This is a genomic window from Streptomyces sp. NPDC025651 (assembly GCF_055558735.1).
In genome coordinates this window covers 193,762-217,648 of record NZ_JBVHLZ010000005.1, presented here as the reverse complement: position 1 = coordinate 217,648, position 23,887 = coordinate 193,762, and the positions used below count along the sequence as shown (strand labels likewise).

Below are 23,887 nucleotides of genomic sequence, written 5' to 3'. Positions count from 1 at the left end.
AGCCACGTGACCATCGCGCCTGCCGAACCTGCGTCAGCGAAGACCGCGCCGACCGACGAGGGTACCGACGGGCCAGGGACCGCGCTGCTGCGCACCCTGACCGACCTCACCGCCGACCTCCCCGACGCCGACCCGGGACGGGTCGCCGCCGCCGCGCTGCGCGGCCGGTCGGCGAACGCCGACGAGGCGGAGCTGCGGGAGCTCGCCACCGAGGCGGCCGCGGGGCTCATCTCCGAGGACCCGGCGTACTCGAAGCTCGCCGCGAGGCTCCTGTCGATCGGCATCCGCGAGGAGGCGGCCACGCAGGGCGTGCGCTCCTTCACCGACTCCATCGCGGTCGGCCACCGCGAGGGCCTGATCGCCGACCGCACCGCGTCCTTCGTGACCGAGCACGCGGCCCGCCTCGACGCCCTGGTGGACAACGCGCTCGCGGACGGCGCCGACTTCCGCTTCGGCTACTTCGGCCTGCGCACCCTGCACAGCCGCTACCTCCTGCGCCACCCGATCACCCGGCAGGTCATCGAGACCCCGCAGCACTTCATGCTGCGCGTGGCGAGCGGCCTCGCGGAGGACGGGAGCGCCCGCGCCGTGGACGAAGTCGCCGCGCTGTACGGCCTGATGAGCCGCCTGGACTACCTGCCGTCCTCGCCGACGCTGTTCAACTCCGGCACCCGGCACCCGCAGATGTCCTCCTGCTACCTCCTCGACTCCCCGCTGGACGAGCTCGACTCGATCTACGACCGCTACCACCAGGTCGCACGCCTGTCCAAGCACGCGGGCGGCATCGGGCTCTCGTACTCCCGCATCCGTTCCAGAGGCTCGCTGATCCGCGGCACGAACGGGCACTCCAACGGCATCGTGCCGTTCCTGAAGACCCTGGACGCCTCGGTCGCCGCCGTGAACCAGGGCGGGCGCCGCAAGGGCGCCGCCGCGGTCTACCTGGAGACCTGGCACTCCGACATCGAGGAGTTCCTGGAGCTGCGCGACAACACCGGTGAGGACGCGCGCCGCACCCACAACCTCAACCTGGCGCACTGGATCCCCGACGAGTTCATGCGCCGGGTCGCCGCCGACCAGGACTGGTCGCTGTTCTCGCCGGCCGACGTGCCCGAGCTCGTCGACCTGTGGGGCGAGGAGTTCGACGCCGCCTACCGCAGGGCCGAGGCCGCCGGGCTCGCCAAGAAGTCCATGCCGGCCCGCGACCTGTACGGCCGCATGATGCGCACCCTCGCGCAGACCGGCAACGGCTGGATGACCTTCAAGGACGCCGCCAACCGCACCGCCAACCAGACCGCGGAGCCCGGCCACACCGTCCACTCCTCCAACCTCTGCACGGAGATCCTGGAGGTGACGGACGACGGGGAGACGGCCGTCTGCAACCTCGGCTCGGTCAACCTCGGCGCCTTCGTGGTCGACGGGGACATCGACTGGGAGCGGCTCGACGAGACCGTCCGCACCGCGGTGACCTTCCTCGACCGCGTCGTGGACATCAACTTCTACCCGACCGAGCAGGCCGGGCGCTCCAACGCCAAGTGGCGTCCGGTGGGCCTGGGCGCCATGGGTCTGCAGGACGTCTTCTTCCAGCTGAAGCTGCCCTTCGACTCCCCCGAGGCCCGCGCCCTCTCGACGCGCATCGCCGAGCGCATCATGCTCGCGTCGTACGAGGCGTCCGCGGACCTCGCCGAGCGCAACGGCCCGCTGCCGGCCTGGGAGAAGACCCGCACCGCGCGCGGCGTCCTGCACCCCGACCACTACGGCGTCGAGCTGACCTGGCCGGAGCGCTGGGCGGCCCTGCGGGAGCGCATCGCCACCACCGGCATGCGCAACTCCCTGCTCCTCGCCATCGCGCCGACCGCCACCATCGCGTCCATCGCGGGTGTCTACGAGTGCATCGAGCCGCAGGTCTCCAACCTCTTCAAGCGCGAGACGCTGTCCGGCGAGTTCCTCCAGGTCAACTCCTACCTGGTGGAGGAGCTCAAGCGGCTCGGCGTGTGGGACGCGCAGACCCGTGAGGCGCTGCGCGAGTCCAACGGCTCGGTGCAGGGCTTCGGCTGGGTGCCCGAGGAGGTCCGCGCGCTGTACCGCACGGCCTGGGAGATCCCGCAGCGCGGCCTGATCGACATGGCCGCCGCGCGCACGCCGTTCCTCGACCAGGCGCAGTCCCTGAACCTGTTCCTGGAGACGCCGACCATCGGCAAGCTCTCCTCGATGTACGCCTACGCCTGGCAGCAGGGCCTGAAGACCACGTACTACCTGCGCTCGCGCCCGGCGACGCGCATCGCCCGCGCGGCCGGCGGCACGTCCGCCACCGCCGCCGCCCCCGTCCCCCAGCAGGTGGCCGACCCCGACGCCGTCGCCTGCTCCCTGGAAAACCCCGAGTCCTGCGAGGCCTGCCAGTAATGTCCAGCACCACCAACGCCGAGAAGAACCTGCTCGACCCGGGCTTCGAGCTGACCCTGCGCCCCATGCGGTACCCGGACTTCTACGAGCGCTACCGGGACGCCATCAAGAACACCTGGACCGTCGAGGAGGTCGACCTCCACTCGGACGTCGCCGACCTCGCGAAGCTGTCGCCGGGCGAGCAGCACATGATCGGCCGTCTGGTCGCGTTCTTCGCGACGGGCGACTCGATCGTGGCGAACAACCTCGTGCTGACGCTGTACAAGCACATCAACTCCCCCGAGGCGCGGCTGTACCTGAGCCGTCAGCTCTTCGAGGAGGCCGTGCACGTCCAGTTCTATCTGACGCTGCTCGACACCTATCTGCCCGACCCGGAGGACCGCGCGGCCGCCTTCGCCGCCGTGGAGAACATCCCCTCCATCCGTGAGAAGGCGCAGTTCTGCTTCAAGTGGATGGACCACGTCGAGGAGATCGACCAGCTCCAGACGCAGGCCGACCGCCGTCGCTTCCTGCTGAACCTGATCTGCTTCGCGGCGTGCATCGAGGGCCTGTTCTTCTACGGTGCCTTTGCGTACGTCTACTGGTTCCGCTCGCGCGGTCTGCTGCACGGCCTCGCGACCGGCACCAACTGGGTGTTCCGCGACGAGACGATGCACATGAACTTCGCCTTCGAGGTCGTGGACACCGTCCGCAAGGAGGAGCCCGAGCTCTTCGACGACGCGCTCCAGGTCCAGGTCACGGACATGATCAAGGAGGCCGTCGAGGCGGAGCTCCAGTTCGGCCGCGACCTGTGCGGCGACGGCCTGCCGGGCATGAACACGGACTCGATGCGCGAGTACCTGCAGTGCGTCGCCGACCAGCGCCTGCAGCGCCTCGGCTTCGCGCCGGTCTACGGCTCGTCGAACCCCTTCTCCTTCATGGAGCTGCAGGGCGTGCAGGAGCTGACCAACTTCTTCGAGCGGCGGCCCTCCGCGTACCAGGTCGCCGTCGAGGGCTCGGTCTCCTTCGACGACGAGTTCTAGCCCTGGCGCAGCACTGTCTCGGTGTGCCCGCCCCGTTGAACGGGGGCGGGGCGGGCACACCGTCCGCTCAGCGCGGTTCGGCCCGCAGGGCGAGCCGCTTGGGGTGCAGGGTGATGCCGATCCGGGTTCCGGTGTCCGTCTCCCCGACGGGCGTGAGGCGCCACCTGGGGACCACCGTGCCGAGGATCAGGGCGAGTTCTGCCAGGCTGAAGTGGTCGCCCGGGCACTTTCGGTTGCCGACACTGAACGGCATCATCGCGAACTCCGGTACGTCGGCGGCGCGTTCCGGATTCCAGCGGTCCGGGTCGAACTCCAGGTGCCGCTCGAAGGAACGCGGGTCGCGCTGCATCGCGTAGACGCTGTAGACGATGTCGGCGTCCGCCGGAATGCGATAGCCGCCCAGATCGGTTTCGGCCACGGACCTGCGCGTGAATATCCAAGCCGCGGGTCGTATACGCATGGCCTCGGTGATGACATTGCGGAGGTGCCGCAGCTCCTTGAGGTCGGCGAATGTGATCGCGCGATCCGGGGCCACAGCATTTACCTCTTCAACCAACCGCCTTTCCTGCTCCGGGTGTTCGGTGAGCAGATGGAACGTCCACGCCAGCGTGGACGCCACATTCTCCGCACCGGCCACGACGAGGGAAACCACGTGGTCGTGGATCTCCTGGTCGGCTATGGGCTCCCCCGATTCGTCCCTGGCCCGCAGCAATTCCGCGAGCAGGTCGTCCGGGCCGCCGGGGCCGGCCGCGCGGCGCTCCGCGATGATCTCGTCGACCAGCGCGTGCAGATCGGCGAGCGCGTTCTCGAAGCGCCGGTTGGCCGGGGTCGGCACCCGGTACAGCGGTCCGACCGAGAGCACCATCCGGCGGTAGAGCCCCTCGAAGACCGTGTGCAGCGAGTCGGCGATGCGGTCCGCCTTCTCGCCGATCGAGTCGACCTCGAGGAGCGAGCGCGAGACGATGCGCACGGCCGTGCGGAACATCTCCGCGCTGACGTCCACCGTGCTGCCGGGGCGCCAGCGCTCCGCCGTGGCGCGTGCCTCCTGCTCCATGACCTTCGCGTAGTCCGCGATCCGCTCGGGCCTGAACGCGGGCTGCATCATGCGCCGTTGACGCCGGTGCAGCCTGCCGTTGCTGGTCGCGACGCCCTTGCCGAGGAGCACTTCGAGGGTGTCCCACAGCGGTCCGCCGACGATGTACTCGGGGCTCTTGAGCATGGCGCCGACGAGCGAGGGGTCGCAGACCGCGTACGCCGTCTTGGGCCCCAACCTGATCCGTACGAGATCTCCATGGTCCCGCAGGTCGGCGAGGAACCCGAGCGGGTCGCGCACGAGGTTCCAGGCGTGGCCGAGCAAGGGCACACCACCGCCCACGAGGGGCGGGGTGCGCAGCGGGCCCGGTCCTTGTGCGGCGGGCGCGGGTATCGCGGATTCGACGCTCATTCCTCACCTACCAGTTCGTTTTCCGCCAGGACGTCTTCCGACACATACGGGGGAAGGGACCTGTCGTCCCAGCTGTCCACCCGATATCGGCCGGATTCATGATGGAACCAGTACACGGAAGAGAACCAATTCCGCATGTTGAAGACGCATGATTTCACCGCGTCCGAGAGTTGCCTGCCCCGCAGACTTCCGTCCGCCAATTCCTCGGCGAGCAACAGCACTTCCGGCTCCGCCGCCAGGAAATCCGTGACGCAGCCCGTGACGCGCCGGTGCACTTCGCGCACTGCTTCTTCGAGCCGCATTCCCTCGTGGTGAATGAGGCTGATCCCGAGATTGTGCAGTTCGTCTCCCGCGAGTTCTTTCGGGAGCGAGCACAGGTCGTTGTACCAGGCCGAGAAGTCCTGGGTCGCCAGTGCCGCCCTCCGGTACGCGGGGTGTTTCCTTATGGCGCGCGGCAGTTCGCGCCGCGCGGTGGGTTCGAGCAGGTCGATCCACGCCCAGTGCGCGAACGTGAGGCGGCGCAGCTCGACGTACGCCTCGACGGTGGGCACCGTGCCGCAGCGCCGGTTCCTGAACTCCTGGTCGTACGCCTCGATCACCGGGTGGAAGTGCCGGGCGAAGCGGGCGTTCCAGCTGGGGCCCAGGAAGGAGTACAGGCGCAGGACGCAGTCCGCGAAGCCCGCGACCAACGGATCCCTGTGGTGCAGGTACTGCCGGGGGTCGACGAGGGTGCCGTGCAGGCCCCGGCACAGCCGCCGCCACTGTGCCGCCCTGCCGTGCACGGAGTCCCTGTCGTGCCGGTCGTCCCAGGCGAAGAACCAGCTGCTGAGGTCCGCTATCGCGGTGAGCAACTCGTCCGGGGCGCCAATGTAGTAGCCCGCGACCAGATCGGTGTAGCAGAGGCTGTCCGCGTACCGCTCGACCTTGTCCGGGGGCATGAGCCGCATTTCGCGCAGCCAGGTCCTCGACTTCTCCTGAAGCTTTGGCCAATACGGATGCAGACGGCGAGGAAACGCTGCCTCGATCACCGGAACGGCCAGCGCCGGTGGAACCGATACCGCCGGTGTGCGTGGCTGCGTGTGTGGTTGTGTCGGTGAAGTGCTCCCGGAATATGCAGGCACGAACAAACCCCTTTCAGCCGCGTGATGACACACGCCCCTCCCGCCGTGCCGGGCGCGCGCCGTTGCGTATCCCCGCGCTTTCCATTCAGCACCACAACTGACCGTTCAGGGAACAGATTTGCGCCATTCACTACCCCCCAGTGCCGAGAACCTCCCCTTACGTGACTGAATATGGATCACCAGCAGCCGATTCTGCTCGCACACGCGAGCGGCTCACGCCAACGGCCCCTGGTCGGGAAGGAGTTCCCGACCAGGGGCCGCTCGCGTCACGCGGTGCCCACGCCGCTCAGGCGTCGCGTGGGTCAGTCATTCGCCACCACGGGGTAGCGCGGGGTTCCCTCTTCCATCTGGCGCAGTGCGTCCTTGCGCTCCCTCTTGGAGAGGCGGTCGATGTAGAGGTAGCCGTACAGGTGGTCCGTCTCGTGCTGCAGACAGCGCGAGAAGTAGCCCGTGCCACGCACCTTGATGGGGTTGCCCTTCTCGTCCTGACCGGTCACCTCGGCGTAGTCGGGGCGGGCCAGTTCGGCGTAGGCGGTGGGGACGGAGAGGCAGCCCTCGTTCGAGTCGTCGAGGCGGCGGCGCTCGGCGGGCAGCTCCCGCAGGACCGGGTTGCAGACCACGCCGACGTGGCGCACGCCCTCGTCGTCCATGCAGTCGTAGACGAAGACCTTCAGGTCGACGCCGATCTGGTTGGCGGCGAGGCCCACGCCCTGCGCGGTCCGCTGGCTGGCGAACATGTCGTCGACCAGCTTCGCGAGCTCGTCGTCGAAGGCGGTGACGTCCTTGCACTCCTTGTGCAGCACCGGGTTGCCGACGACCGTGATCGGCCGGGACGTGCCGCGCTCGCGGTGGGCCGTCTCCCGCTCCTCGCAGTCCTCCGTGTCGATGACGAAGCCCTCGTCGTCGACGGGGAGCACCCCGCCGGAGGCCTGCTGCTCAGTGTCCTGCGCCATGTCCGCCGTACGCCTTCCTTGGAACCCTCAAGAGTTTGTGCCGGTACAGCCTACGGCGAAGTGCCCGCGGGTCTCCTCGGGTCAGCAGACCTCTTCCAGGTCCCGCCAGTCACGGGAGTCCGGGCTGTCCGCGACCCAGCCGTCCAGCAGACCGCGCACAAGGCCCGCGGGCGCGGCGATGCCGCACTCGCGCTCCGGTACCCAGAGCGCTCCGGGGCTGCGGTGGCCGAGCGGGCCCGGGTGGCCCGGCTCGCTGTGGTCGTGCGGGTCGAGGTGCTCGCCGTCGCCCTCGTCGCTGGGCATCCGCGACTCGGAGCACATCCGGCAGAGCAGCCGCACGGAGGACGACCAGTCCTCGGCGGCGAAGCCCGCATCCGCCGCGAGCTGCTCCAGGGCGTCCCGGTCGGCCTCGGTGGCGGCCTCCAGGAGGACCACCCAGGTCGGCACGGGCGAGGGCGCCCAGAGCTCGATCTCGTCGAACACGGGGTACGAGTGCCCGGCCGCCGTCGTCCGCTCGCCGTGCGGGACGCCGTCGTGCAGCACGACCTCGCCCCAGCGGCGCCCGGAGGAGGGCAGCGGGATGGACAGGACCTCGATGCGGGCCGGGTCGAGCCGACGGCCCCACACGACCTCCGCCTCGCCCTCCGGGGAGAGCCGCACGGCGGCGCTGCCGAGCTCCATGCCCGTGGGCTCGCCGGACGCGGCCACACCGCCGGGCACCCGCAGGCCGTACGCCTGCCAGGCGCGGCGGGCCAGCGGCCAGTCCTGCAGGGCGGTCGCCGCGATGCCCACGTTCCACCAGTCGGGGGCGCCGGCCGAGCGGTCAAGGAGCGCCACGGCGCGCAGCCCCGCGGCCCGCGCCTGCTCCCAGTCGTGCCGGAACTTGTGCAGCAGCGCGAGGTTGAACCAGGACTCGGACAGCCAGGGTTCCAGATCCGCCGCGCGCGTGAGCAGTGCCCCCGCGTCCTCGTACCGGCCGTCGCCGATCAGCGTGAACGCGCGGTCGGTCGCCTGCCGCCATGAGGCGGAGGGCCGGTGCCGTCCCTTGCCGAAGATCCTCACGATTCCCGCCTGATTCCCGCCTGCACGTTTTCGGAAAGTTTCTCGGAAGCCATTTGTCGAGAAGGCGCGCCGTCGGGTCCGTGCCCCCGTGCACCCTCTTCTTCGCATCCAACCACGTACGGTCGGACGGCCGCTCATTACCCATGGGTTACCCAGCGACAGGCGAGGTATGGCCGTCCCTGCCGACCACCCGCGCCAGCGACTCCACGACCTCGGGCTGATAGTCCCTGCCGGTGGCCAGCCGCAGCCTCTCCAAGGCCTTGAGCGGGCCTCCGAGCGCCGCCGAAGGACCTTCTCCCCGCGCCATCTCGTCGTACGCGTTCGCGGTGCGCACAATACGTGCGGTGAGCGGCTGATCGCGGTACGGGTCGGCTTGACGCTCCACGACGACGGCGACCGCGGAGTCCACCCCGGTCTGCCGTACGACGGCGCCGCCGAGCAGTGCTATCCGGCGCTGTTCCGCCTCGGGGAGCGCGGCGGTGGCGCCCGCGGGGACGGGGTCGACGAGGGACAGCTGACCGATGTCGTGCATCAGCGCCGCGTGCTCCAGAACGGTGAGGTCCGGCTCGGAGAGCCCGAGGTCGCGCCCCACGGCCCGGCTCAGGCCCGCCACGCGGTGGGCGTGGCCCTGCGGGGTGTACCCGGCGATCTCGGTGGCCCTGGCCAGCGACGCGATGGTCTGCCGGTAGGTCGCCCGCACCGCCGCGTACCGCCCGAAGGAGAGCTGGGTGAGGAGCAGCGGGAGGCTGAACACCGGCAGCGCCCACAGCCCCGCGACGGCCACGGAGAGCGCCATCACGGCGCCCGTCGCGCACACGGCGGAGCCGATGCCGAGCATGGCCCGCAGCTCGTCCCGCAGCAGCGGCCCGAACGGCCACCGGGTGCGGGCGCGGGCCGTCGCCGCGGCGAGGACGGCGTCGCAGAGCGCGGTCAGGACGAGGACGGCGACGATGACGAGCGCGAAGCAGGGGCCGTGCCCTACCCACTCGGCCAACTTCCCCGAGTTGTAGAGGGGTTGGAAGCAGGCCGCCGCGAAGCCGACGGTCAGCACGCGCCGCGCCATGTGCTCCAGGGCGGGCCCGCGGCCGAGCGCCACGTGCGGCACGGCGCCGACCAGGGCGGCCGCGACGACCACGGCGATCACCTGCAGGACGCCGTGGTGCGTGGCGCGCCCCGCGTTCTCCCCCAGCAGGGCGTACGCGAGCGCCCCCGCGGCCCCGAGCGGCGCGGGCTCCCGCTCCCGCCCGCTCCCCCACCGGGCGAGCTCTCCCAGCGCGACCAGCACCCCGAAGGCCAGCGCGACCCGCCCTTCGGTGACGCCGTGCCAGAGGGTCCAGAAGAGGGAGAGCAGAGCGAGCAGGCCTGCGATGCCGTAGGTGACCACCGTGGTGCGTGCGCCCGCCGGGGAGCGGCACGGGAACGCCGGTACGGAGTCGCTCACCGCGCCGCCGAGCCCCGCGCCGCGGGGACGGGCACGACCCCGCCGGCCCCCGCGTCCCCCTGCTCCGGCACATCCGACGTCACTCCCGGATGCCACCCCTGCGAAGCCAGCGCCCGCGCCAGCGCCGAGACCATCGCCGGATCGAACTGCGCTCCCGCGCACCGGTCCAGCTCCTCCAGCGCCGCCCGCACCGGCCGCGCCCGCCGGTAGGAGCGCGTGGACGTCATCGCGTCGAACGCGTCCGCCACCGCCACCACCCGCGCGCACTCGGGGATCTGCCGCCCCGCGAGCCCGTACGGGTACCCGCTGCCGTCGATCCGCTCGTGATGGTGCAGGATCGCCGCCCGCGCCTCCCCCAGGAATCCGATGCCGCGCACGATCTCGTGCCCGTACTCCGGGTGCAGTTCGATGACGCGCCGCTCCTCCGGCGTCAGGGGTCCTTCCTTCCTCAACAGCCGTGTCGGTACGCCGAGTTTGCCCACGTCGTGCAGGATCCCGGCGAACCGGAGGACCTCGACCCGCTCGTCGTCCATGCCCAGCTCGCGCGCGATCATCACGGACGCGCGGCCGACCCGCTCGCTGTGCCCGCGGGTGTACCTGTCCTTGATGTCGACGGCTTGGACGAGCGCCCGGATGGTGGCCTGGTGGGCGGCGCGCTCGCGGTGGTACTGCGCGAAGAGCCAGCAGGAGACGCCCATCGGGAGCAGCACGAGCAGCGCGGCCGCGGGCCCGTACGGGCTGGTCCAGAGCACCGCCATCATCAGCCCGGCGAGCCCGTGCACGGCGACGGACGCGAGGGAGCGCGCGAAGAGGCCCCGCCAGGCGGAGCGCACCGGCAGCCGCTCGGCGGTCGCGAGGACACCGCCGTCCAGGACGGTGAGGACGCAGGAGAACGCGAGCACGGCGGCTCCGGCGGGCCCGAGGACGTACGGGAAGTCGGGCGCGGCACAGGCCGCGGGCCCGCCGAGCGCGGCGTACACCCGCGCCGACACCCAGGCGGCCAGGGCGAGTTGGGCCGCGCGCCAGAGCCTGCGCACCCAGCGGGGATGCCGGTCGACGCGGGCGAGCAGCGCGCCCGGCACCGCGACGAGGGCGGCGGCCGACGGCGGCAGCAGGAACACCCCGGCGAGCAGCACGGGGAAGAAGGTGCCGAGGCCGCGCGGGGCTCGGCGGCCGACGAAGCGGCACCGGGTGACCTGCTCGCACGCGGCGTAGAGCACGGCGAGCAGCGCCACCGCGGGCCACGGCGTGCGCGCCACGAGGGCGGGCGCGCAACAGGAGGCGCCGGCCAGGGCGACGCACAGGATGTAGACGCGGGCCCACGCCGGAAGCGACCGCATGGAGTTCTCCTCCCCGTTCAGGTCCGGAGACTAGAACGGCGGCCTGTCGGGCCAGCGCCCGCCCGTCGCGAATTAGCACGTTCGAGTGACGGGAGAGGAGAGCGGGGAGAAAAAGAAGAACAGACCGCTCACACTGCACTGCGGTGACGCGGTCTGTTCGGGTGCTCAACCATCGGGCAGCGCCCGGGAGTTGAGGCTTCTCACGGCGTGTTCCGGCTGGTTCAGGCCTCGGAAGCCGTCACGTCCTGCGTGACGTCCTGGTCCGGCACGGCCTGCCCGGAGCGGATGAGGTCGATGCGCCCCATGACCTTGGCCCGCAGGTCGACGGGCACGTCGTCCTGGCCGCAGCAGCGCTTCACCAGCTTCTTGACCGCCTGCTCGAGACCGTACTTCTCCAGGCACGGAGAGCACTCCTCGAAGTGCGTCTCGAACTTGGTGCAGTCGCTGTCCGGCATCTCGTGGTCCAGGAACTCATAGAGATGGTCCAGGACTTCACTGCAGTCAGTCTCGTGCGGCTCTCCGCAGCTCATGAGCCCGAGCCTTTCGTTCCGTTCGACTCCCCGGCACCCGCCGGGACCAGCCCGCGCTCACGGGCGTAGTCCTCCAGCATGCCGCGCAGTTGGCGTCGGCCCCGGTGCAGTCGGGACATCACCGTACCGATGGGTGTCCCCATAATGTCCGCGATCTCCTTGTACGCAAAGCCCTCTACGTCCGCCAAATAGACGGCGATGCGGAATTCCTCGGGGATCGCCTGCAGCGCCTGCTTCACGTCCGAGTCGGGCAGGTGGTCAAGCGCCTGCGACTCGGCGGAGCGCAGACCTGTGGACATGTGCGACTCGGCGCGCGCCAGCTGCCAGTCCTCGATCTCCTCGGCGGCACTGCGCTGGGGCTCGCGCTGCTTCTTGCGGTACGAGTTGATGAACGTGTTCGTGAGGATGCGGTACAGCCACGCCTTGAGGTTGGTGCCCTCGCGGAACTGGTGGAACGACGCGTACGCCTTCGCGTAGGTCTCCTGCACCAGGTCCTCCGCGTCAGCCGGGTTGCGCGTCATGCGCAGCGCCGCCGAGTACATCTGGTCGAGGAAGCCCAGGGCGTCCCGCTCGAAGCGGGCCGTGCGCTCCGCGGCCGTCTCGGACTTCTCCGCACTCTCTCGGGGCTGCTCCGCCTGACCGTGCTCGGTCCCTGCGTCGGTCCCAGTGACCGGACCCACCTCCTCCAACGACGGGGTGAGGCCGAAACCAGCCCCACTCGAATCGGAGGATAGACGACGACCCGTGCCCCGCGCCGCCCGAATAGATGCGGTTTTGGGTGCGCTCAGCACCGTCCACTCCAGGTCAGACGACGTGGAGCGGTTCGGGCAGATGGTCGAACCCATGCGGCGGACTCCCTCTCGTACGAACAGCTGGCGACGGCGTTTGCCATCTGTTCGCCACAACAGAGGTCACCCGCTCAACATTCCCGCCCAGCGCGTCACGGCGTCCGTGATGCGCTTCACTGCCTCCTCCTGCGAGATCTCCGCCCGTTTCGGCACAGCGAAACCGTGATCTCCGTACGGGATTTCCACCAGCTCGTAGGGCCCGTCGGGGAATTCCGCGGGCTTCCCGAAGGGGTCGTTGCCGCCCTGCACGACGAGCATCGGCGCCCCCGCGCCGAGCAGCTCGTCCGCGCGGGACTTCTCCGGCTTGCCCGGCGGGTGCAGCGGGAAGCTGAGGGCGAGCACGGCCGCCGCGCCCAGCTCGGTGGCGGTGCGGCAGGCGACGCGGGCCCCCGCGCTGCGGCCGCCCGAGATCACCGGGAGCCCCTTCCTCGCCAGCGCGGGCCAGACGCCCCGCCACCCCACGTCCAGCGTCTTCGGCGCGGGCGCCACCTTCTTGCCCGCGACCCGCCAGGGCTGCTCGACGAGGGCGACGGTCACGCCGTGGGCGGGCAGCGCGGCGGCGATGCCCTGGAGGTCACGGGCCTCGATGCCGCCGCCCGCGCCGTGGCTGACGGCGAGGACGAGGCGGGCCTTCTTCGCCGCGTGCCAGGTGATCCTCGCCTCACCGGCGTCGGTCTGGATGATCTCGCTCTTGGTCACGTCAGAAGAGTGTGCCCTCTTCGGGGCCCTCCAGCTCCTTCAGCAGCTCCGGACCGTTGTTGCGTACGTTGCTGACGGCCGTGGAGACCGGGTACGCCCGCATCAGCCCGTGCGCCGGCGGCTCCAGGAGCGTGCGCAGGTCCTCGACGTCCGTGCGGGACGGGTCGAGCCAGGCGTCCCAGCGGTCCGGCGTCAGCATCAGCGGCATCCGCGGGTGGATGTCGGCCAGCGAGCGCGGGCCCTCCTCGGGGCCGACCGCGAGGGGCGCGGTCTCCGCCTCGGTGGTGATCACCGTGCACGTCACCCACCAGGCCAGGGGGTGCTCGTCGGGCAGGGTCCTGTCCCGCCAGAACTCGTAGAGCCCGGCCATGGCGAAGACCGAGCCGTCGGCGGGCGTCACGAAGTAGGGCTGCTTGCGGGGCCGCTTCTTCTTGCCCTCGACCTCCAGCTGCCGCTCGTCGGGCGCGGTCACCCACTCGTAATAGCCGTCGGCGGGCAGGACGCAGCGCCGGGTGGCGAAGGCGCGGCGGTAGGACGGCTTCTCGTGGACGGTCTCGGCGCGGGCGTTGATCATCCGGGCGCCGCCCTCGGGCGTCTTGGACCAGGAGGGCACGAGGCCCCACTTGAGCGTGCGCAGCTGGCGAACCGGACGGGGGTCCTCGGCGTCTTTCAGGGGACGGTCCAGTACCGCGTAGACCTCTTTGGTGGGCGCCACGTTGAAGTCGGGTGCCAGGGCCTCCTCCGGCTCCCACTTCTCGATCTCAAAGATCCCCGCGAGATCCTCGGGCCTACGACTGGATGCATACCGTCCGCACATACGTGCCAGACTGCCAGACCGCGTACGACCCGAGGGAGCCGTCCGAGCAATGGAAAGCACCGCCAACGCCAGCCTGGCCGACCTCTGGGACCGTGTGTTCGGTACGCAGGCCGCGCCGGAGCAGTGGCTGGTGATCGCGGCCGGCGTCGCCGCCCTCGCCGTCGTCGTCCCGCACGGCATCTGGCGCCTCGCCCGCAACGCCATCACCATCGCGCACGAGGGCGGCCACGGCCTGGTCGCGCTGCTCACCGGGCGCCGCCTCGACGGCATCCGGCTGCACTCCGACACCTCCGGCCTGACCGTCTCGCGCGGCAAGCCCACGGGCCTCGGCATGATCCTCACCGCGGCCGCCGGCTACACGGCGCCGCCGCTGCTCGGCCTCGGCGGCGCGGCCCTGCTCGCCTCCGGGCGCATCACGGCGTTCCTGTGGATCGCGACCGCGCTGCTCGTGGCGATGCTGGTGATGATCCGCAACGCGTACGGCGCCCTGACCGTGGTCCTGACCGGCGGCACGTTCCTGGTGGTCTCCTGGCTTGCGGGCACGGACGTCCAGGCCGCGTTCGCGTACGCGGTGGTGTGGTTCCTGCTCCTCGGTGGTGTACGTCCCGCCTTCGAGCTGCAGTCCAAGCGCAGGCGCGGGGGCGCGGGAGACTCGGACGCGGACCAGCTGTCGCGGCTCACGCACGTCCCCGCGGGGATGTGGCTCTTCCTCTTCCACGCGGTCTCGCTGTGCTCCCTGATGGGCGGCGGGCGCTGGCTGCTCGACGTGTGAGACGTGTGAGCGGCCGCCACCTCCGGGACGAGGTCTCTACCAGTTCTCTGTTTCGCCTGGGTTTCACCACTTTTGATCAAGATTCCGGGCCACCGGCAGCCACTAAAGTGAAGGCATGACCGAAACCCCGGCGAACACCGCCCTCTGGCCCGCCCCGCACGCGAGCGGAGCCGTCACCGCGACGGTTCACGTCCCCGGTTCGAAATCGGTCACCAACCGCGCGCTGGTCCTGGCCGCGCTGGCCGCCGAGCCCGGCTGGCTGCGCCGCCCGCTGCGCTCCCGCGACACCCTGCTGATGGCGGGCGCCCTGCGCACGATGGGCGTCGGCATCGAGGAGGGCGTGGGCCCCGACGGCTCCGGCGAGGCCTGGCGCGTGATCCCCTCGGGCCTGCACGGCCCCGCCACGGTCGACGTCGGCAACGCCGGCACGGTCATGCGCTTCCTGCCCCCGGTCGCCGCCCTCGCCGACGGCCCGATCCGCTTCGACGGCGACCCCCGTTCGTACGAGCGCCCCCTGCACGGCGTGATCGACGCCCTGCGCGTGCTCGGCGCCCGCATCGACGACACCTCCGTCGGCAGCCCCGGCGCGCTCCCCCTGACCGTGCACGGCGGCGGTGCCCTGGAGGGCGGCCGGGTCGAGATCGACGCCTCGTCCTCCTCGCAGTTCGTGAGCGCCCTGCTGCTCTCGGGCCCGCGCTACAACCAGGGCGTCGAGGTACGTCACGTGGGCGGCGCCCTGCCGTCCATGCCGCACATCCGGATGACCGTCGACATGCTGCGCTCGGTCGGCGCCCAGGTCGACGAGCCGGAGTCGGGCGGCGAGCCGAACGTGTGGCGGGTCACCCCCGGTGCCCTGCTCGGCCGCGACCTGACCATCGAGCCCGACCTGTCGAACGCCCAGCCGTTCCTCGCCGCCGCCCTGGTCACCGGTGGCACGGTCACGATCCCCGACTGGCCGACCCGCACCACCCAGCCCGGCGACGCGCTGCGCCAGATCTTCACGGAGATGGGCGGCTCCTGCGAGCTGACCGAGCAGGGCCTGGTGTTCACCGGCTCCGGCTCGATCCACGGCATCGACGCGGACCTGAGCGAGGTCGGCGAGCTCACCCCCGGCATCGCGGCGGTCGCGGCCCTCGCGGACTCCCCCTCGACGCTGCGCGGCGTCGCGCACCTGCGCCTGCACGAGACGGACCGGCTCGCCGCGCTCACCAAGGAGATCAACGAACTGGGCGGTGACGTCACCGAGACGGCCGACGGGCTGCACATCCGCCCGCGCCGGCTGCACGGCGGCATCTTCCACACGTACGACGACCACCGCATGGCGACCGCGGGCGCGGTCATCGGCCTGGCGGTGAAGGACGTACAGATCGAGAACGTCGCGACGACGGCGAAGACGCTCCCGGACTTCCCCGACCTCTGGACCGGGATGCTCGGGAACTGACGGGCGGATCGAGAACCATGCGCCGCTACGGCAAGAACCCCGACGAGGACGACATCCGCGTCCGCCCCAACCGCAAGGGCAACCGCCCCCGCACCCACATCAGGCCCAAGCACGAGGACGCGGCCGAGGGCATGGTCCTCACCGTCGACCGGGGCCGCCTGACCGTCCTGGTCGAGGACCGGGTCGTGATGGCCATGAAGGCCCGCGAGCTGGGCCGCAAGGCCGCCGTGGTGGGCGACAGGGTCGCGGTCGTCGGGGACCTGTCCGGCAAGAAGGACACCCTCGCCCGCATCGTGCGGATCGAGGAGCGCTCCTCCGTCCTGCGGCGCACCGCCGACGACGACGACCCGTACGAGCGCGTGGTCGTCGCCAACGCCGACCAGCTCGCCATCGTCACCGCGCTCGCCGACCCCGAGCCCCGCCCGCGCCTGATCGACCGGTGCGTCGTGGCGGCGTACGACGGCGGCCTGGAGCCCATCCTCGTCCTGACCAAGTCGGACCTGGCCCCGGCCGACAAGCTCCTGGAGACGTACGCCGCGCTCGACATCCCCTACGTGGTCACCAGCCGCGAGGAGTTCACCGACGGCGCGGAGCTCGCGCGGGTGCACGAACTGCTCGACGGCAAGGTCACCGCGTTCGTCGGGCACTCCGGTGTCGGCAAGACGACGCTGGTCAACGCGCTCGTGCCGGAGGAGCGGCGGCGCACCACCGGGCACGTCAACGCGGTCACGGGCCGCGGCAGGCACACCACCACCTCCGCCCTCGCGCTCCCCCTGACGGGCGCGGAGGGATGGGTGATCGACACCCCGGGCGTGCGGTCCTTCGGGCTCAACCACGTCGACCCGTCGCGCGTCATCCTCGCCTTCCCCGACCTGGAGCCGGGCACGGTGGACTGCCCGCGCGGCTGCAGCCACGACGAGAAGGACTGCGCCCTGGACGCCTGGGTGGCCGACGGGCACGCGGACCCGGCCCGCCTCTACTCCCTGCGCAGGCTGCTCGCGACCCGGGAGCGGCGCGACGGCGACTGACCTGCCCGTTGTTTACGCCCTGACGGCAAAGGTAAATGCATAATCGCACCAAGCCGGATTCAAGCCAGACGAAGCGGTCGCGGATCGTGGACTACTGCGGGAGGCAGGGACAGCATGGCGTGGCTGCTGGTCATCGTGGCGGGCATTCTTGAGACCGGCTTCGCGGTCTGTCTGAAGCTCTCGCACGGCTTCACCCGGCTCTGGCCGACGATCGCGTTCGCCGCCTTCGCGCTCGGCAGCTTCGGTCTGCTCACCCTCGCCCTGAAGAAGCTGGACGTCGGGCCCGCGTACGCCGTCTGGACGGGCATCGGCGCCGCGGGCACCGCGATCTACGGAATGATCTTCCTCGGCGACCTGGTCTCCACGCTCAAGATCGTCTCGATCTCCTTCGTCATCATCGGCGTGATCGGTCTGCAGCTGTCCGGCTCCGCGCACTGAGACCGGCACACCCGGCCCGGCGGTTCACACCACTTCCCGCGCCTTCGGGAAGTGGCACGCGGCCGCATGCCCCTCGCCCTCCGCGGCCACCGGCACCTCCGTCTCGCAGCGGGCCCGTTCCGCGTCCGTGCCGAGGGCCGCGTGGACGGGGCAGCGGGCCCGGAACCGGCAGCCCTCGTGGCGCCGCGTCGGGCTCGGCGGGTCGCCCGCCAACAGGATCCGGGCGCGCGCCCGTTCGCGTACGGGATCGGGCACGGGCACGGCGGAGAGCAGCGCCTGGGTGTACGGATGGCGGGGCCGCTCGAAGACGTCCTCGACCGCTCCCGTCTCCACCGTGCGCCCCAGGTACATCACGCTCACGCGGTCGGCGATGTGGCGGACCACCGACAGGTCGTGCGAGACGAAGAGGAACGCGAGGCCGAGCTCGGCCTTGAGCCTGCGCAGCAGATTGAGCACCCCCGCCTGCACGGAGACGTCGAGGGCCGACACCGGCTCGTCGAGGACCAGCAGGTCGGGCTCGACGGAGAGGGCCCGCGCGATGCCGACGCGCTGGCGCTGACCGCCGGAGAACTCGTGGGGGAAGCGGGAGGCGTGGCCGGGGTCGAGGCCGACCTGTTCGAGGAGCCCGGGGATCCGGGCGGCGATGTCCCGCTTCGCGGCCCCCTGGGCGCGCAGCGGCTCGGCGACGATGTCGCCCACCGTCATCCGCGGATCGAGGCTCGCGAGCGGGTCCTGGAAGACGATCTGCACCCTTCCGCGCAGGGCCTGCCGCTCCGCCCTGCCCAACTCCCCCACGGGGCGCCCGAAGAGCTCGATGTCACCGCCCTGCGGCGCCGCGAGGTCCAGGAGCTCGAAGAGCGTCGTCGACTTGCCCGATCCCGACTCCCCGACCAGCGCGAGGGTCTCGCCGCGCCGCACGTCGAGGTCGACGCCGTCGACGGCGTACACGCTGCCGACGCGGCGCTTGAAGGCCGCGCCCTTGAGCACGGGGAACGTCTTGGTGAGGCCGCGCACCCGCAGCACGGGGGCGCGGTCGCTCTCCACGGGGGCGGGCTCCGGAAGCTCCGGCACCGGAAAGACGTCCAGCGGCCCGAGCCGCCGCTCCGCGACCTCGTCGGCCCGCAGGCACGCCGCCAGATGGTCCCGCCCCGCCTCGTCGAGCGAGGGCGGCCCGCCCTTGCCGCACCGCTCCTCCGCCAGCGGGCAGCGCGGCGCGAAGGCACAGCCCTCGGGGTGCTCGGCGGGGGCGGGCGGCGCGCCGGGCACCGGCACCAGGACGTCCGGGCCCGCCCCGTCCACGCGCGGGACGGCGCCCAACAGGCCGAGCGTGTACGGCATCCGGGGCCGCCGGAAGAGCTCGTCGACGGGCGCGGTCTCCACGATCCGCCCCGCGTACATCACGGCGACCCGGTCCGCGGCGCCCGCGATCACCCCGAGGTCGTGGCTGACCAGGAGCAGGGCGGCGCCCGTCTCGCGCCGTGCGGTGTCCAGGACGTCCAGGACCTGGGCCTGGATGGTGACGTCGAGGGCGGTGGTCGGCTCGTCGGCGAGGATCACGTCGGGGTCGTTGGCGACCGCCATGGCGATCATCGCGCGCTGGCGCATGCCGCCGGAGAACTCGTGCGGGAAGGAGCGGGCCCGCGCCCGGGGTTCGGGGATCCCGACCAGGTCGAGCAGGTCGACGGCCCGCTCGCGCGCCTTCTCCTTCGACACGTCCTGGTGGGCGCGGACCGCCTCGGCTATCTGGTCGCCGATGCGGTGCACGGGCGTGAACGCGGACAGGGGGTCCTGGAAGACCATCCCGATGCGTCCGCCCCGTACGCGCGACAGTTCGCGGTCGGAGGCGCCGAGCAGTTCCGTGCCGTCCAGGCGCACGGAGCCGCCGACCGCCGCCTGGTCGGGCAGCAGGCCGAGGACGGCGAGCGCGGACGCGGACTTGCCCGAGCCCGACTCGCCCACCAGGCCGAGGACTTCGCCGCGACGCAGGTCGAAGCTGACGCCGCGGACCGCGGGACCTCCCCCGAAGTCGACGGTCAGATCGCGTACTTGGAGCACGGGCGCGCTCGTCATCGCATCTCCTTCTCGCGCTCGGCGCGCTTCTCGGGCACGGCACGCTTGGCCCGCTTCGTGCGTGACGTCGGATCGAGCGCGTCCCGCAGCCCGTCCCCCACCAGGTTCACCGCGAGCACGAACAGCACCAGCAGGCCCGCGGCGAAGAAGAACATCCAGGGGTAACTGATCGCCGCCGCCGTGTTGTTGGCGATCAGCGTGCCCAGCGAGATGTCCGGCGGCTGCACCCCGAAGCCGAAGTACGAGAGCGCGGTCTCGCTCATCACGGCGCCGCCGACCGCGATGGTCGCGTCGATGATGAGGAAGGACGCGATGTTCGGCACGACGTGCCGCCAGATGATCCGGAAGGGCCCCACCCCCATGTACACGGCGGCGCGCACGAACTCGCGCTCCTTGAGGGAGAGCGTCATCGACCGCACGACGCGCGCCGTGATCATCCAGCCGAAGACGGCGAGCAGCCCGACGAAGGCGAGCCAGCCGCCGCTCTTCAGGCGCGGCGAGACGATCGCGATGATCAGGAAGGCAGGGAAGACCAGGAGCAGATCGACCAGGAACATCAGGCTCCGGTCGACCCAGCCCCCGAAGTACCCGGCGCAGGCCCCGACGAGCGCGGCCACCCCTGTGGCGAAGAAGGCCACCAGCAGGCCGATGAGCAGCGACTTCTGGAGGCCGCGCGCGGTCTGCGCGAAGACGTCCTGGCCGATGCGGTTGGTGCCCCACCAGTGCTCGGCGGAGGGCCCCGAGCGCAGGGCGGTGTAGTCGATCTCGCTGTACGACCAGCCGCAGACGTGAGGGCCGACGAAGGCGAACAGGAAGAGCAGCGCGAGCACCGCGGTTCCCGCGAGCACCCCGGGGGCGCGCAGGAAGCGGCGCGTGCGGACGGCGGTCATCGGACCGTTCCCATCAGGTCGTTACCCCCACTCACGCGTGGCGCACGCGCGGGTCGAGCGCGGCGTGCAGCAGATCGGCGAGGAAGCCGGAGAGCAGCACGACCACGGCGGCGAAGATGTTGACGGCGACGACGGAGTTGATGTCGTTCTTGTTGATGGAGCCGATGAACCACTCGCCCATGCCGTGCCACCCGAAGATCGTCTCGGTGAAGGTGGCACCGGTGAAGAGGCCGAGGAAGCCGTAGGAGAAGAAGGCGGACATCGGGATGAGGGCGGTGCGCAGGCCGTGCCTGAGGAACGCGGCCCGCCGGGTCAGCCCCTTGGCGCGCGCGGTGCGCAGATAGTCGGAGCCGAGGACGTCGAGCATGGCGCTGCGCTGGTAGCGGCTGTAGCCGGCGATGGCGCCGAGCGCCACGGAGATCGTCGGCAGGAGCAGATGGACCGAGCGGTCCTTCAGGACGGCGAGGAAGCCGCTGTCGACGCCGGGGCTCTTCTCGCCGGTGAACTGGATGACGTCCGTGCCGGTGGCCTGGTTGAACCAGATCGCCCCGGTCTTCAGCAGAACGGCCAGCAGGAACACGGGAGTCGAGAGCAGCGCGAAGGAGGCGAGCGTGACAGCCCGGTCGGAGAACGTGTACTGCCGCACCGCCGTCCACGCGCCGATGAGCACGCCGAGCACGGTCCCGCCGATCGTCCCCACGACCAGCAGTCGCAGGCTCACGCCGAGCCGCCGCCCGAACTCCTCGCCCACCGACTGCCCGTCGATGGTCCGGCCCAGGTCGCCACGGATCGCGTGGCCGGCCCAGGTCGCGAACCTGCCGAGCAGCGGCTCCTCGTCGTTGACACCGATCGCGGTGAGGTGGTGGTCGACCGCGGTGGGCGAGAGCGGCGGCTGCCTGCCCTCGTAGTACGCGCGCGGATCGAGCGCGTACGAGGCGAGCAGATAGGACAGGCAGACGGCGGCCAGCAGCAGAACCACGTAGTAGCCCAGCCGTCTGGCCAAGTAGGCCGACACGGTACTCGCCCTCCAGTCAGGGTCTCTGGGGCCGGGCCAAGCACCGGACGTGCAGGTCATCGGCGTACGGAAGCCATCATGATCAGCAACTGTTGCGGCAGCGTGAAGAGCGCATGTCAGTCATATCGACAGCGGTCCGATCGTGATCGCGCGGGCTTACGGTCGGCCCTGAACTCGCCCGCTCAGCACCGCAGTCCGAAGGAAGACCAGACCCATGCGCAGATCCACCGCAACCGCGATAGCCGCCGCCCTCTCGGCCACCCTGGTGGTGGCGGGCTGCGGCTCTTCCGAGGACGAGGCGCCCGAGAAGAAGGCGGGCCCCGCGGCGGACGGGCAGGACATCAACCCCCGCCCGCTGAGCGACATCAAGCAGGGCGGCTCGCTGCGCATCGGCATCGAGCAGTGGATCACGCAGTACAACATCAACCAGGTCGACGGCCAGCAGGGCGACGCCCAGTCGATCATCAGCCTGGTCCTGCCGGACCTCTTCTTCTCGGACGCCAAGGGCGCCCACCACATCAACAAGGACTTCCTCACCTCGGCGAAGGTGGTGTCCACGAGCCCGCAGGTCGTCGAGTACCAGCTCAACCCGAAGGCCAGGTGGTCGGACGGAAAGCCGCTGTCCTGGCGGGACTTCGAGGCGCAGTGGAAGGCCCTGAACGGCTCGGACAAGGCCTACGAGGCGGTCGACACCTCCGGCTACGACCAGATCTCCGAGGTCGAGAAGGGCAAGGACGCACAGGGCGTCAGGGTCACCTTCGACAAGCCGTACGCGGACTGGCAGCGCCTGTTCGACCCGCTGTACCCGGCGGACTACATCGACTCCCCGAAGAAGTTCAACGGCGGCTGGGCGGAGAAGGCCCCGATCACCGGCAACGCCTTCAGGATCGGCAAGTACGACAAGACGGCGCAGTCCATCACGGCCGTCGCCGACCCCAAGTGGTGGGGCCGGGGGCCCAAGCTGGACTCGATCGTCTTCCGCGTCATGGACACCCGGGCCAAGACCGACGCGTACCTGAACAACGAGATCGACTACACCAACGCGATCCTGCCCGAGGACTACAAGCGCCTGCACAAGGCGGAGAACACCGACATCCGCCGGGGCGCGCGCTGGGACGAGGTGCACATCACCTTCAACGGCGCGCACGGCGCCCTGAAGGACGTGAAGGTGCGCAACGCCCTGCAGGCCGCGATCGACCGCAAGGGCATCAACGCCTCCTTCTCCAAGGACCTGGGCTTCGAGCTGAGGACCCTGGACAACCACTTCTTCATGCCCAACCAGGAGGGCTATCAGAAGAACTCGGGCGAGTACGCGACGTACGACCCCGAGAAGGCGAAGAGGCTGCTCGACGAGGCGGGCTGGAAGGGCGGCGAGGGCGAGACCCGTACCCGCGGCGGCAAGCAGCTGAAGCTCGAGTACGTCATCGACGCGGACGCGGTGTCCGCCTCGGTCGACCAGGCGCAGATCGTGCAGCAGCAGCTCGGCGCGGTCGGCGTGAAGGTCGACATCAAGCGCGTCCCGTCGAACGACTACTTCAACAAGTACGTCAACACCGGCAACTTCGACCTCGTGAGCTTCCGCAACGTCGACCAGGTCTACCTCTCGATGGCCTACGGCACCTACCGGCAGCCCCAGGGCAAGAACCTCTTCCAGAACTTCGGCTCGGTCGGCTCACCCAAGATCGACGAGCTGCTCACCAAGGCCGCGCAGACCACGGACCGCGCCGAGTCCGTCAAGCTCTACAACGAGGCGGACAACGAGATCTGGAAGCTCGGCCACTCCTTCATGCTCTACCAGCGCCCGCAGATCTACGCCGTCCGCTCGGGCCTCGCCAACTTCGGCGCGGAGGGCCTGGCGGACCGGGACTACCTGAAGGTGGGCTGGCTCAAGTAGCCGCCCCGTACGCCCACTTCACGCCGTATGCCTACTTCGCGGCATACGCCTACTTCGCGCCCACCCAGCGCCCGATGGCCCCGCGGACCAGCTCCGCGGGGTCGTCGTCGTTCCCCGCGGGGGCGACGACGTACGACAGGGCGAGGCGCACCGCGCTCTCGCAGGCGAGGGCGAGCTCGGGGTCCCTGCCCCGCGCCCGGCCGCCGAGCGCGAGCACCGCCCGGTCCCGCACGAGCGCGAGGAGCTCCGCCGACGAGGGCACCCCGGCGTCCGCCCTGCGCTGCGCGGGCACCGACGAGGTGGACCCCGCTCCCCTGCTCGGCGCGGGCAGCCGCTCGCTCCAGCAGCCGGTGAGCGCGGCCCGCACGAGCGCGTTGCCGCGCGCGGAGCCGACCGTCCACGCGGCCACGGCGGCGAGCCGGTCGGCCGGCTCGCGCTCCTCGGCGAGGGCCCGCTCGACGCCGTGCAGATAGCCGTCGGTCTCGCGCCGCAGCAGGGCGCGGGCGAGCCCGTCCTTGCTGCCGAACTCGTTGTACAGGGTCTGCCGGGACACCCCGGCCACGGCCGCGACATCGACCATGCGGACGCCGGGCCACGGTCGCCGGGCGAGCGCCGTGTAGGCCGCGTCCAGTAAGGATTCCCGTGCTGCAGGCATCGTCGCC

At 70.9% G+C, this 23,887-nt stretch carries 21 protein-coding genes; 7 read left to right on the top strand and 14 right to left on the bottom strand.

What is annotated here, in order from left to right; translation table 11 throughout:
- The first annotated feature begins 6 nt into the window (after positions 1-6).
- Positions 7-2,400, top strand: a complete 2,394-nt coding sequence (locus tag ACZ4D5_RS20345) for a ribonucleoside-diphosphate reductase subunit alpha (protein ID WP_467773762.1) — start codon at positions 7-9, stop codon at positions 2,398-2,400.
- Positions 2,400-3,422, top strand: coding sequence for a ribonucleotide-diphosphate reductase subunit beta (locus ACZ4D5_RS20340; protein WP_467773761.1), 1,023 nt, complete (start codon positions 2,400-2,402; stop codon positions 3,420-3,422). The genes ACZ4D5_RS20345 and ACZ4D5_RS20340 overlap by 1 nt, the downstream gene beginning before the upstream one ends.
- 67 nt (positions 3,423-3,489) lie before the next feature.
- Here ACZ4D5_RS20340 and ACZ4D5_RS20335 read toward each other — a convergent pair whose 3' ends face one another.
- The 10 genes from ACZ4D5_RS20335 to ACZ4D5_RS20290 form a co-directional block, all read right to left on the bottom strand.
- A complete protein-coding gene (locus ACZ4D5_RS20335; protein ID WP_467773760.1) occupies positions 3,490-4,866 on the bottom strand; it encodes a bifunctional albaflavenone monooxygenase/terpene synthase in 1,377 nt (458 codons plus the stop codon).
- Complete coding sequence (gene cyc1, locus ACZ4D5_RS20330) at positions 4,863-5,987, bottom strand: epi-isozizaene synthase (RefSeq protein WP_467773759.1); 1,125 nt, start codon at positions 5,985-5,987, stop codon at positions 4,863-4,865. Before cyc1 ends, ACZ4D5_RS20335 begins: the two co-directional genes overlap by 4 nt.
- A gap of 302 nt (positions 5,988-6,289) precedes the next feature.
- Positions 6,290-6,940 (bottom strand): peptide deformylase, encoded by a 651-nt coding sequence (def, locus tag ACZ4D5_RS20325; RefSeq protein ID WP_467773758.1) that lies wholly within the window; start codon positions 6,938-6,940, stop codon positions 6,290-6,292.
- 81 nt (positions 6,941-7,021) lie between these two features.
- Positions 7,022-8,002, bottom strand: coding sequence for a tetratricopeptide repeat protein (locus ACZ4D5_RS20320; RefSeq protein ID WP_362328578.1), 981 nt, complete (start codon positions 8,000-8,002; stop codon positions 7,022-7,024).
- 148 nt (positions 8,003-8,150) lie between these two features.
- Positions 8,151-9,386: an HD-GYP domain-containing protein gene (locus tag ACZ4D5_RS20315; RefSeq protein ID WP_467774039.1), complete on the bottom strand. Its 1,236-nt coding sequence runs from the start codon at positions 9,384-9,386 to the stop codon at positions 8,151-8,153.
- A gap of 53 nt (positions 9,387-9,439) precedes the next feature.
- Positions 9,440-10,783 (bottom strand): HD-GYP domain-containing protein, encoded by a 1,344-nt coding sequence (locus tag ACZ4D5_RS20310; RefSeq protein WP_467773757.1) that lies wholly within the window; start codon positions 10,781-10,783, stop codon positions 9,440-9,442.
- A 221-nt stretch (positions 10,784-11,004) separates the two neighbouring features.
- Complete coding sequence (gene rsrA / locus ACZ4D5_RS20305) at positions 11,005-11,313, bottom strand: mycothiol system anti-sigma-R factor (protein WP_467773756.1); 309 nt, start codon at positions 11,311-11,313, stop codon at positions 11,005-11,007.
- A complete protein-coding gene (locus ACZ4D5_RS20300; RefSeq protein WP_467773755.1) occupies positions 11,310-11,993 on the bottom strand; it encodes a sigma-70 family RNA polymerase sigma factor in 684 nt (227 codons plus the stop codon). The genes rsrA and ACZ4D5_RS20300 overlap by 4 nt, the downstream gene beginning before the upstream one ends.
- Before the next feature lie 231 nt (positions 11,994-12,224).
- On the bottom strand, positions 12,225-12,860 hold the full coding sequence (locus tag ACZ4D5_RS20295) for an alpha/beta hydrolase family protein (protein WP_467773754.1): 636 nt from the start codon (positions 12,858-12,860) through the stop codon (positions 12,225-12,227).
- Position 12,861: 1 nt separating this feature from the next.
- Entirely contained in the window at positions 12,862-13,677 is an 816-nt protein-coding gene (locus tag ACZ4D5_RS20290) for an SOS response-associated peptidase (protein WP_467773753.1), read from the bottom strand.
- 49 nt (positions 13,678-13,726) lie between these two features.
- Here ACZ4D5_RS20290 and ACZ4D5_RS20285 point away from each other — a divergent pair, with 49 nt between their 5' ends.
- From ACZ4D5_RS20285 to ACZ4D5_RS20270, 4 genes are all read left to right on the top strand, one after another.
- Positions 13,727-14,449 (top strand): M50 family metallopeptidase, encoded by a 723-nt coding sequence (locus ACZ4D5_RS20285; RefSeq protein WP_467773752.1) that lies wholly within the window; start codon positions 13,727-13,729, stop codon positions 14,447-14,449.
- 115 nt (positions 14,450-14,564) lie between these two features.
- On the top strand, positions 14,565-15,890 hold the full coding sequence (gene aroA / locus ACZ4D5_RS20280; RefSeq protein ID WP_467773751.1) for a 3-phosphoshikimate 1-carboxyvinyltransferase: 1,326 nt from the start codon (positions 14,565-14,567) through the stop codon (positions 15,888-15,890).
- Positions 15,891-15,907: 17 nt separating this feature from the next.
- Positions 15,908-16,918, top strand: a complete 1,011-nt coding sequence (gene rsgA / locus ACZ4D5_RS20275; protein WP_467773750.1) for a ribosome small subunit-dependent GTPase A — start codon at positions 15,908-15,910, stop codon at positions 16,916-16,918.
- Between the two features lie 114 nt (positions 16,919-17,032).
- Positions 17,033-17,356, top strand: a complete 324-nt coding sequence (locus ACZ4D5_RS20270) for a DMT family transporter (RefSeq protein ID WP_055700431.1) — start codon at positions 17,033-17,035, stop codon at positions 17,354-17,356.
- A 24-nt stretch (positions 17,357-17,380) separates the two neighbouring features.
- On the opposite strand, the gene ACZ4D5_RS20265 is transcribed toward ACZ4D5_RS20270, so the two are convergent.
- The 3 genes from ACZ4D5_RS20265 to ACZ4D5_RS20255 are packed head-to-tail and all read right to left on the bottom strand — an operon-like array spanning position 17,381 to position 21,331.
- Positions 17,381-19,426, bottom strand: coding sequence for a dipeptide ABC transporter ATP-binding protein (locus ACZ4D5_RS20265; protein ID WP_467773749.1), 2,046 nt, complete (start codon positions 19,424-19,426; stop codon positions 17,381-17,383).
- On the bottom strand, positions 19,423-20,316 hold the full coding sequence (locus ACZ4D5_RS20260) for an ABC transporter permease (protein ID WP_467773748.1): 894 nt from the start codon (positions 20,314-20,316) through the stop codon (positions 19,423-19,425). Before ACZ4D5_RS20260 ends, ACZ4D5_RS20265 begins: the two co-directional genes overlap by 4 nt.
- 31 nt (positions 20,317-20,347) lie before the next feature.
- Positions 20,348-21,331 carry an ABC transporter permease gene (locus ACZ4D5_RS20255; protein ID WP_467773747.1) on the bottom strand — a complete coding sequence of 328 codons (984 nt, stop codon included), beginning with the start codon at positions 21,329-21,331 and terminating at the stop codon, positions 20,348-20,350.
- Positions 21,332-21,545: 214 nt separating this feature from the next.
- On the opposite strand from ACZ4D5_RS20255, the gene ACZ4D5_RS20250 reads away from it, so the two are divergent.
- Entirely contained in the window at positions 21,546-23,225 is a 1,680-nt protein-coding gene (locus ACZ4D5_RS20250; RefSeq protein WP_467773746.1) for an ABC transporter family substrate-binding protein, read from the top strand.
- Between the two features lie 49 nt (positions 23,226-23,274).
- On the opposite strand, the gene ACZ4D5_RS20245 is transcribed toward ACZ4D5_RS20250, so the two are convergent.
- Positions 23,275-23,880 (bottom strand): TetR/AcrR family transcriptional regulator, encoded by a 606-nt coding sequence (locus ACZ4D5_RS20245; RefSeq protein WP_467773745.1) that lies wholly within the window; start codon positions 23,878-23,880, stop codon positions 23,275-23,277.
- Between the last annotated feature and the right edge of the window lie 7 nt (positions 23,881-23,887).

Excerpts from the sequence above, each read along its gene's own strand:
- rsrA (WP_467773756.1), bottom strand. The coding sequence starts at position 11,313 with ATGAGCTGCGGAGAGCCGCACGAGACTGACTGCAGTGAAGTCCTGGAC.
- ACZ4D5_RS20285 (WP_467773752.1), top strand. The coding sequence starts at position 13,727 with ATGGAAAGCACCGCCAACGCCAGCCTGGCCGACCTCTGGGACCGTGTG.
- ACZ4D5_RS20245 (WP_467773745.1), bottom strand. The coding sequence starts at position 23,880 with ATGCCTGCAGCACGGGAATCCTTACTGGACGCGGCCTACACGGCGCTC.
- ACZ4D5_RS20270 (WP_055700431.1), top strand. The coding sequence starts at position 17,033 with ATGGCGTGGCTGCTGGTCATCGTGGCGGGCATTCTTGAGACCGGCTTC.
- ACZ4D5_RS20340 (WP_467773761.1), top strand. The coding sequence starts at position 2,400 with ATGTCCAGCACCACCAACGCCGAGAAGAACCTGCTCGACCCGGGCTTC.
- ACZ4D5_RS20335 (WP_467773760.1), bottom strand. The coding sequence starts at position 4,866 with ATGAGCGTCGAATCCGCGATACCCGCGCCCGCCGCACAAGGACCGGGC.
- ACZ4D5_RS20310 (WP_467773757.1), bottom strand. The coding sequence starts at position 10,783 with ATGCGGTCGCTTCCGGCGTGGGCCCGCGTCTACATCCTGTGCGTCGCC.
- aroA (WP_467773751.1), top strand. The coding sequence starts at position 14,565 with ATGACCGAAACCCCGGCGAACACCGCCCTCTGGCCCGCCCCGCACGCG.
- ACZ4D5_RS20265 (WP_467773749.1), bottom strand. The coding sequence starts at position 19,426 with ATGACGAGCGCGCCCGTGCTCCAAGTACGCGATCTGACCGTCGACTTC.
- ACZ4D5_RS20290 (WP_467773753.1), bottom strand. The coding sequence starts at position 13,677 with ATGTGCGGACGGTATGCATCCAGTCGTAGGCCCGAGGATCTCGCGGGG.
- rsgA (WP_467773750.1), top strand. The coding sequence starts at position 15,908 with ATGCGCCGCTACGGCAAGAACCCCGACGAGGACGACATCCGCGTCCGC.
- ACZ4D5_RS20260 (WP_467773748.1), bottom strand. The coding sequence starts at position 20,316 with ATGACCGCCGTCCGCACGCGCCGCTTCCTGCGCGCCCCCGGGGTGCTC.
- def (WP_467773758.1), bottom strand. The coding sequence starts at position 6,940 with ATGGCGCAGGACACTGAGCAGCAGGCCTCCGGCGGGGTGCTCCCCGTC.
- ACZ4D5_RS20250 (WP_467773746.1), top strand. The coding sequence starts at position 21,546 with ATGCGCAGATCCACCGCAACCGCGATAGCCGCCGCCCTCTCGGCCACC.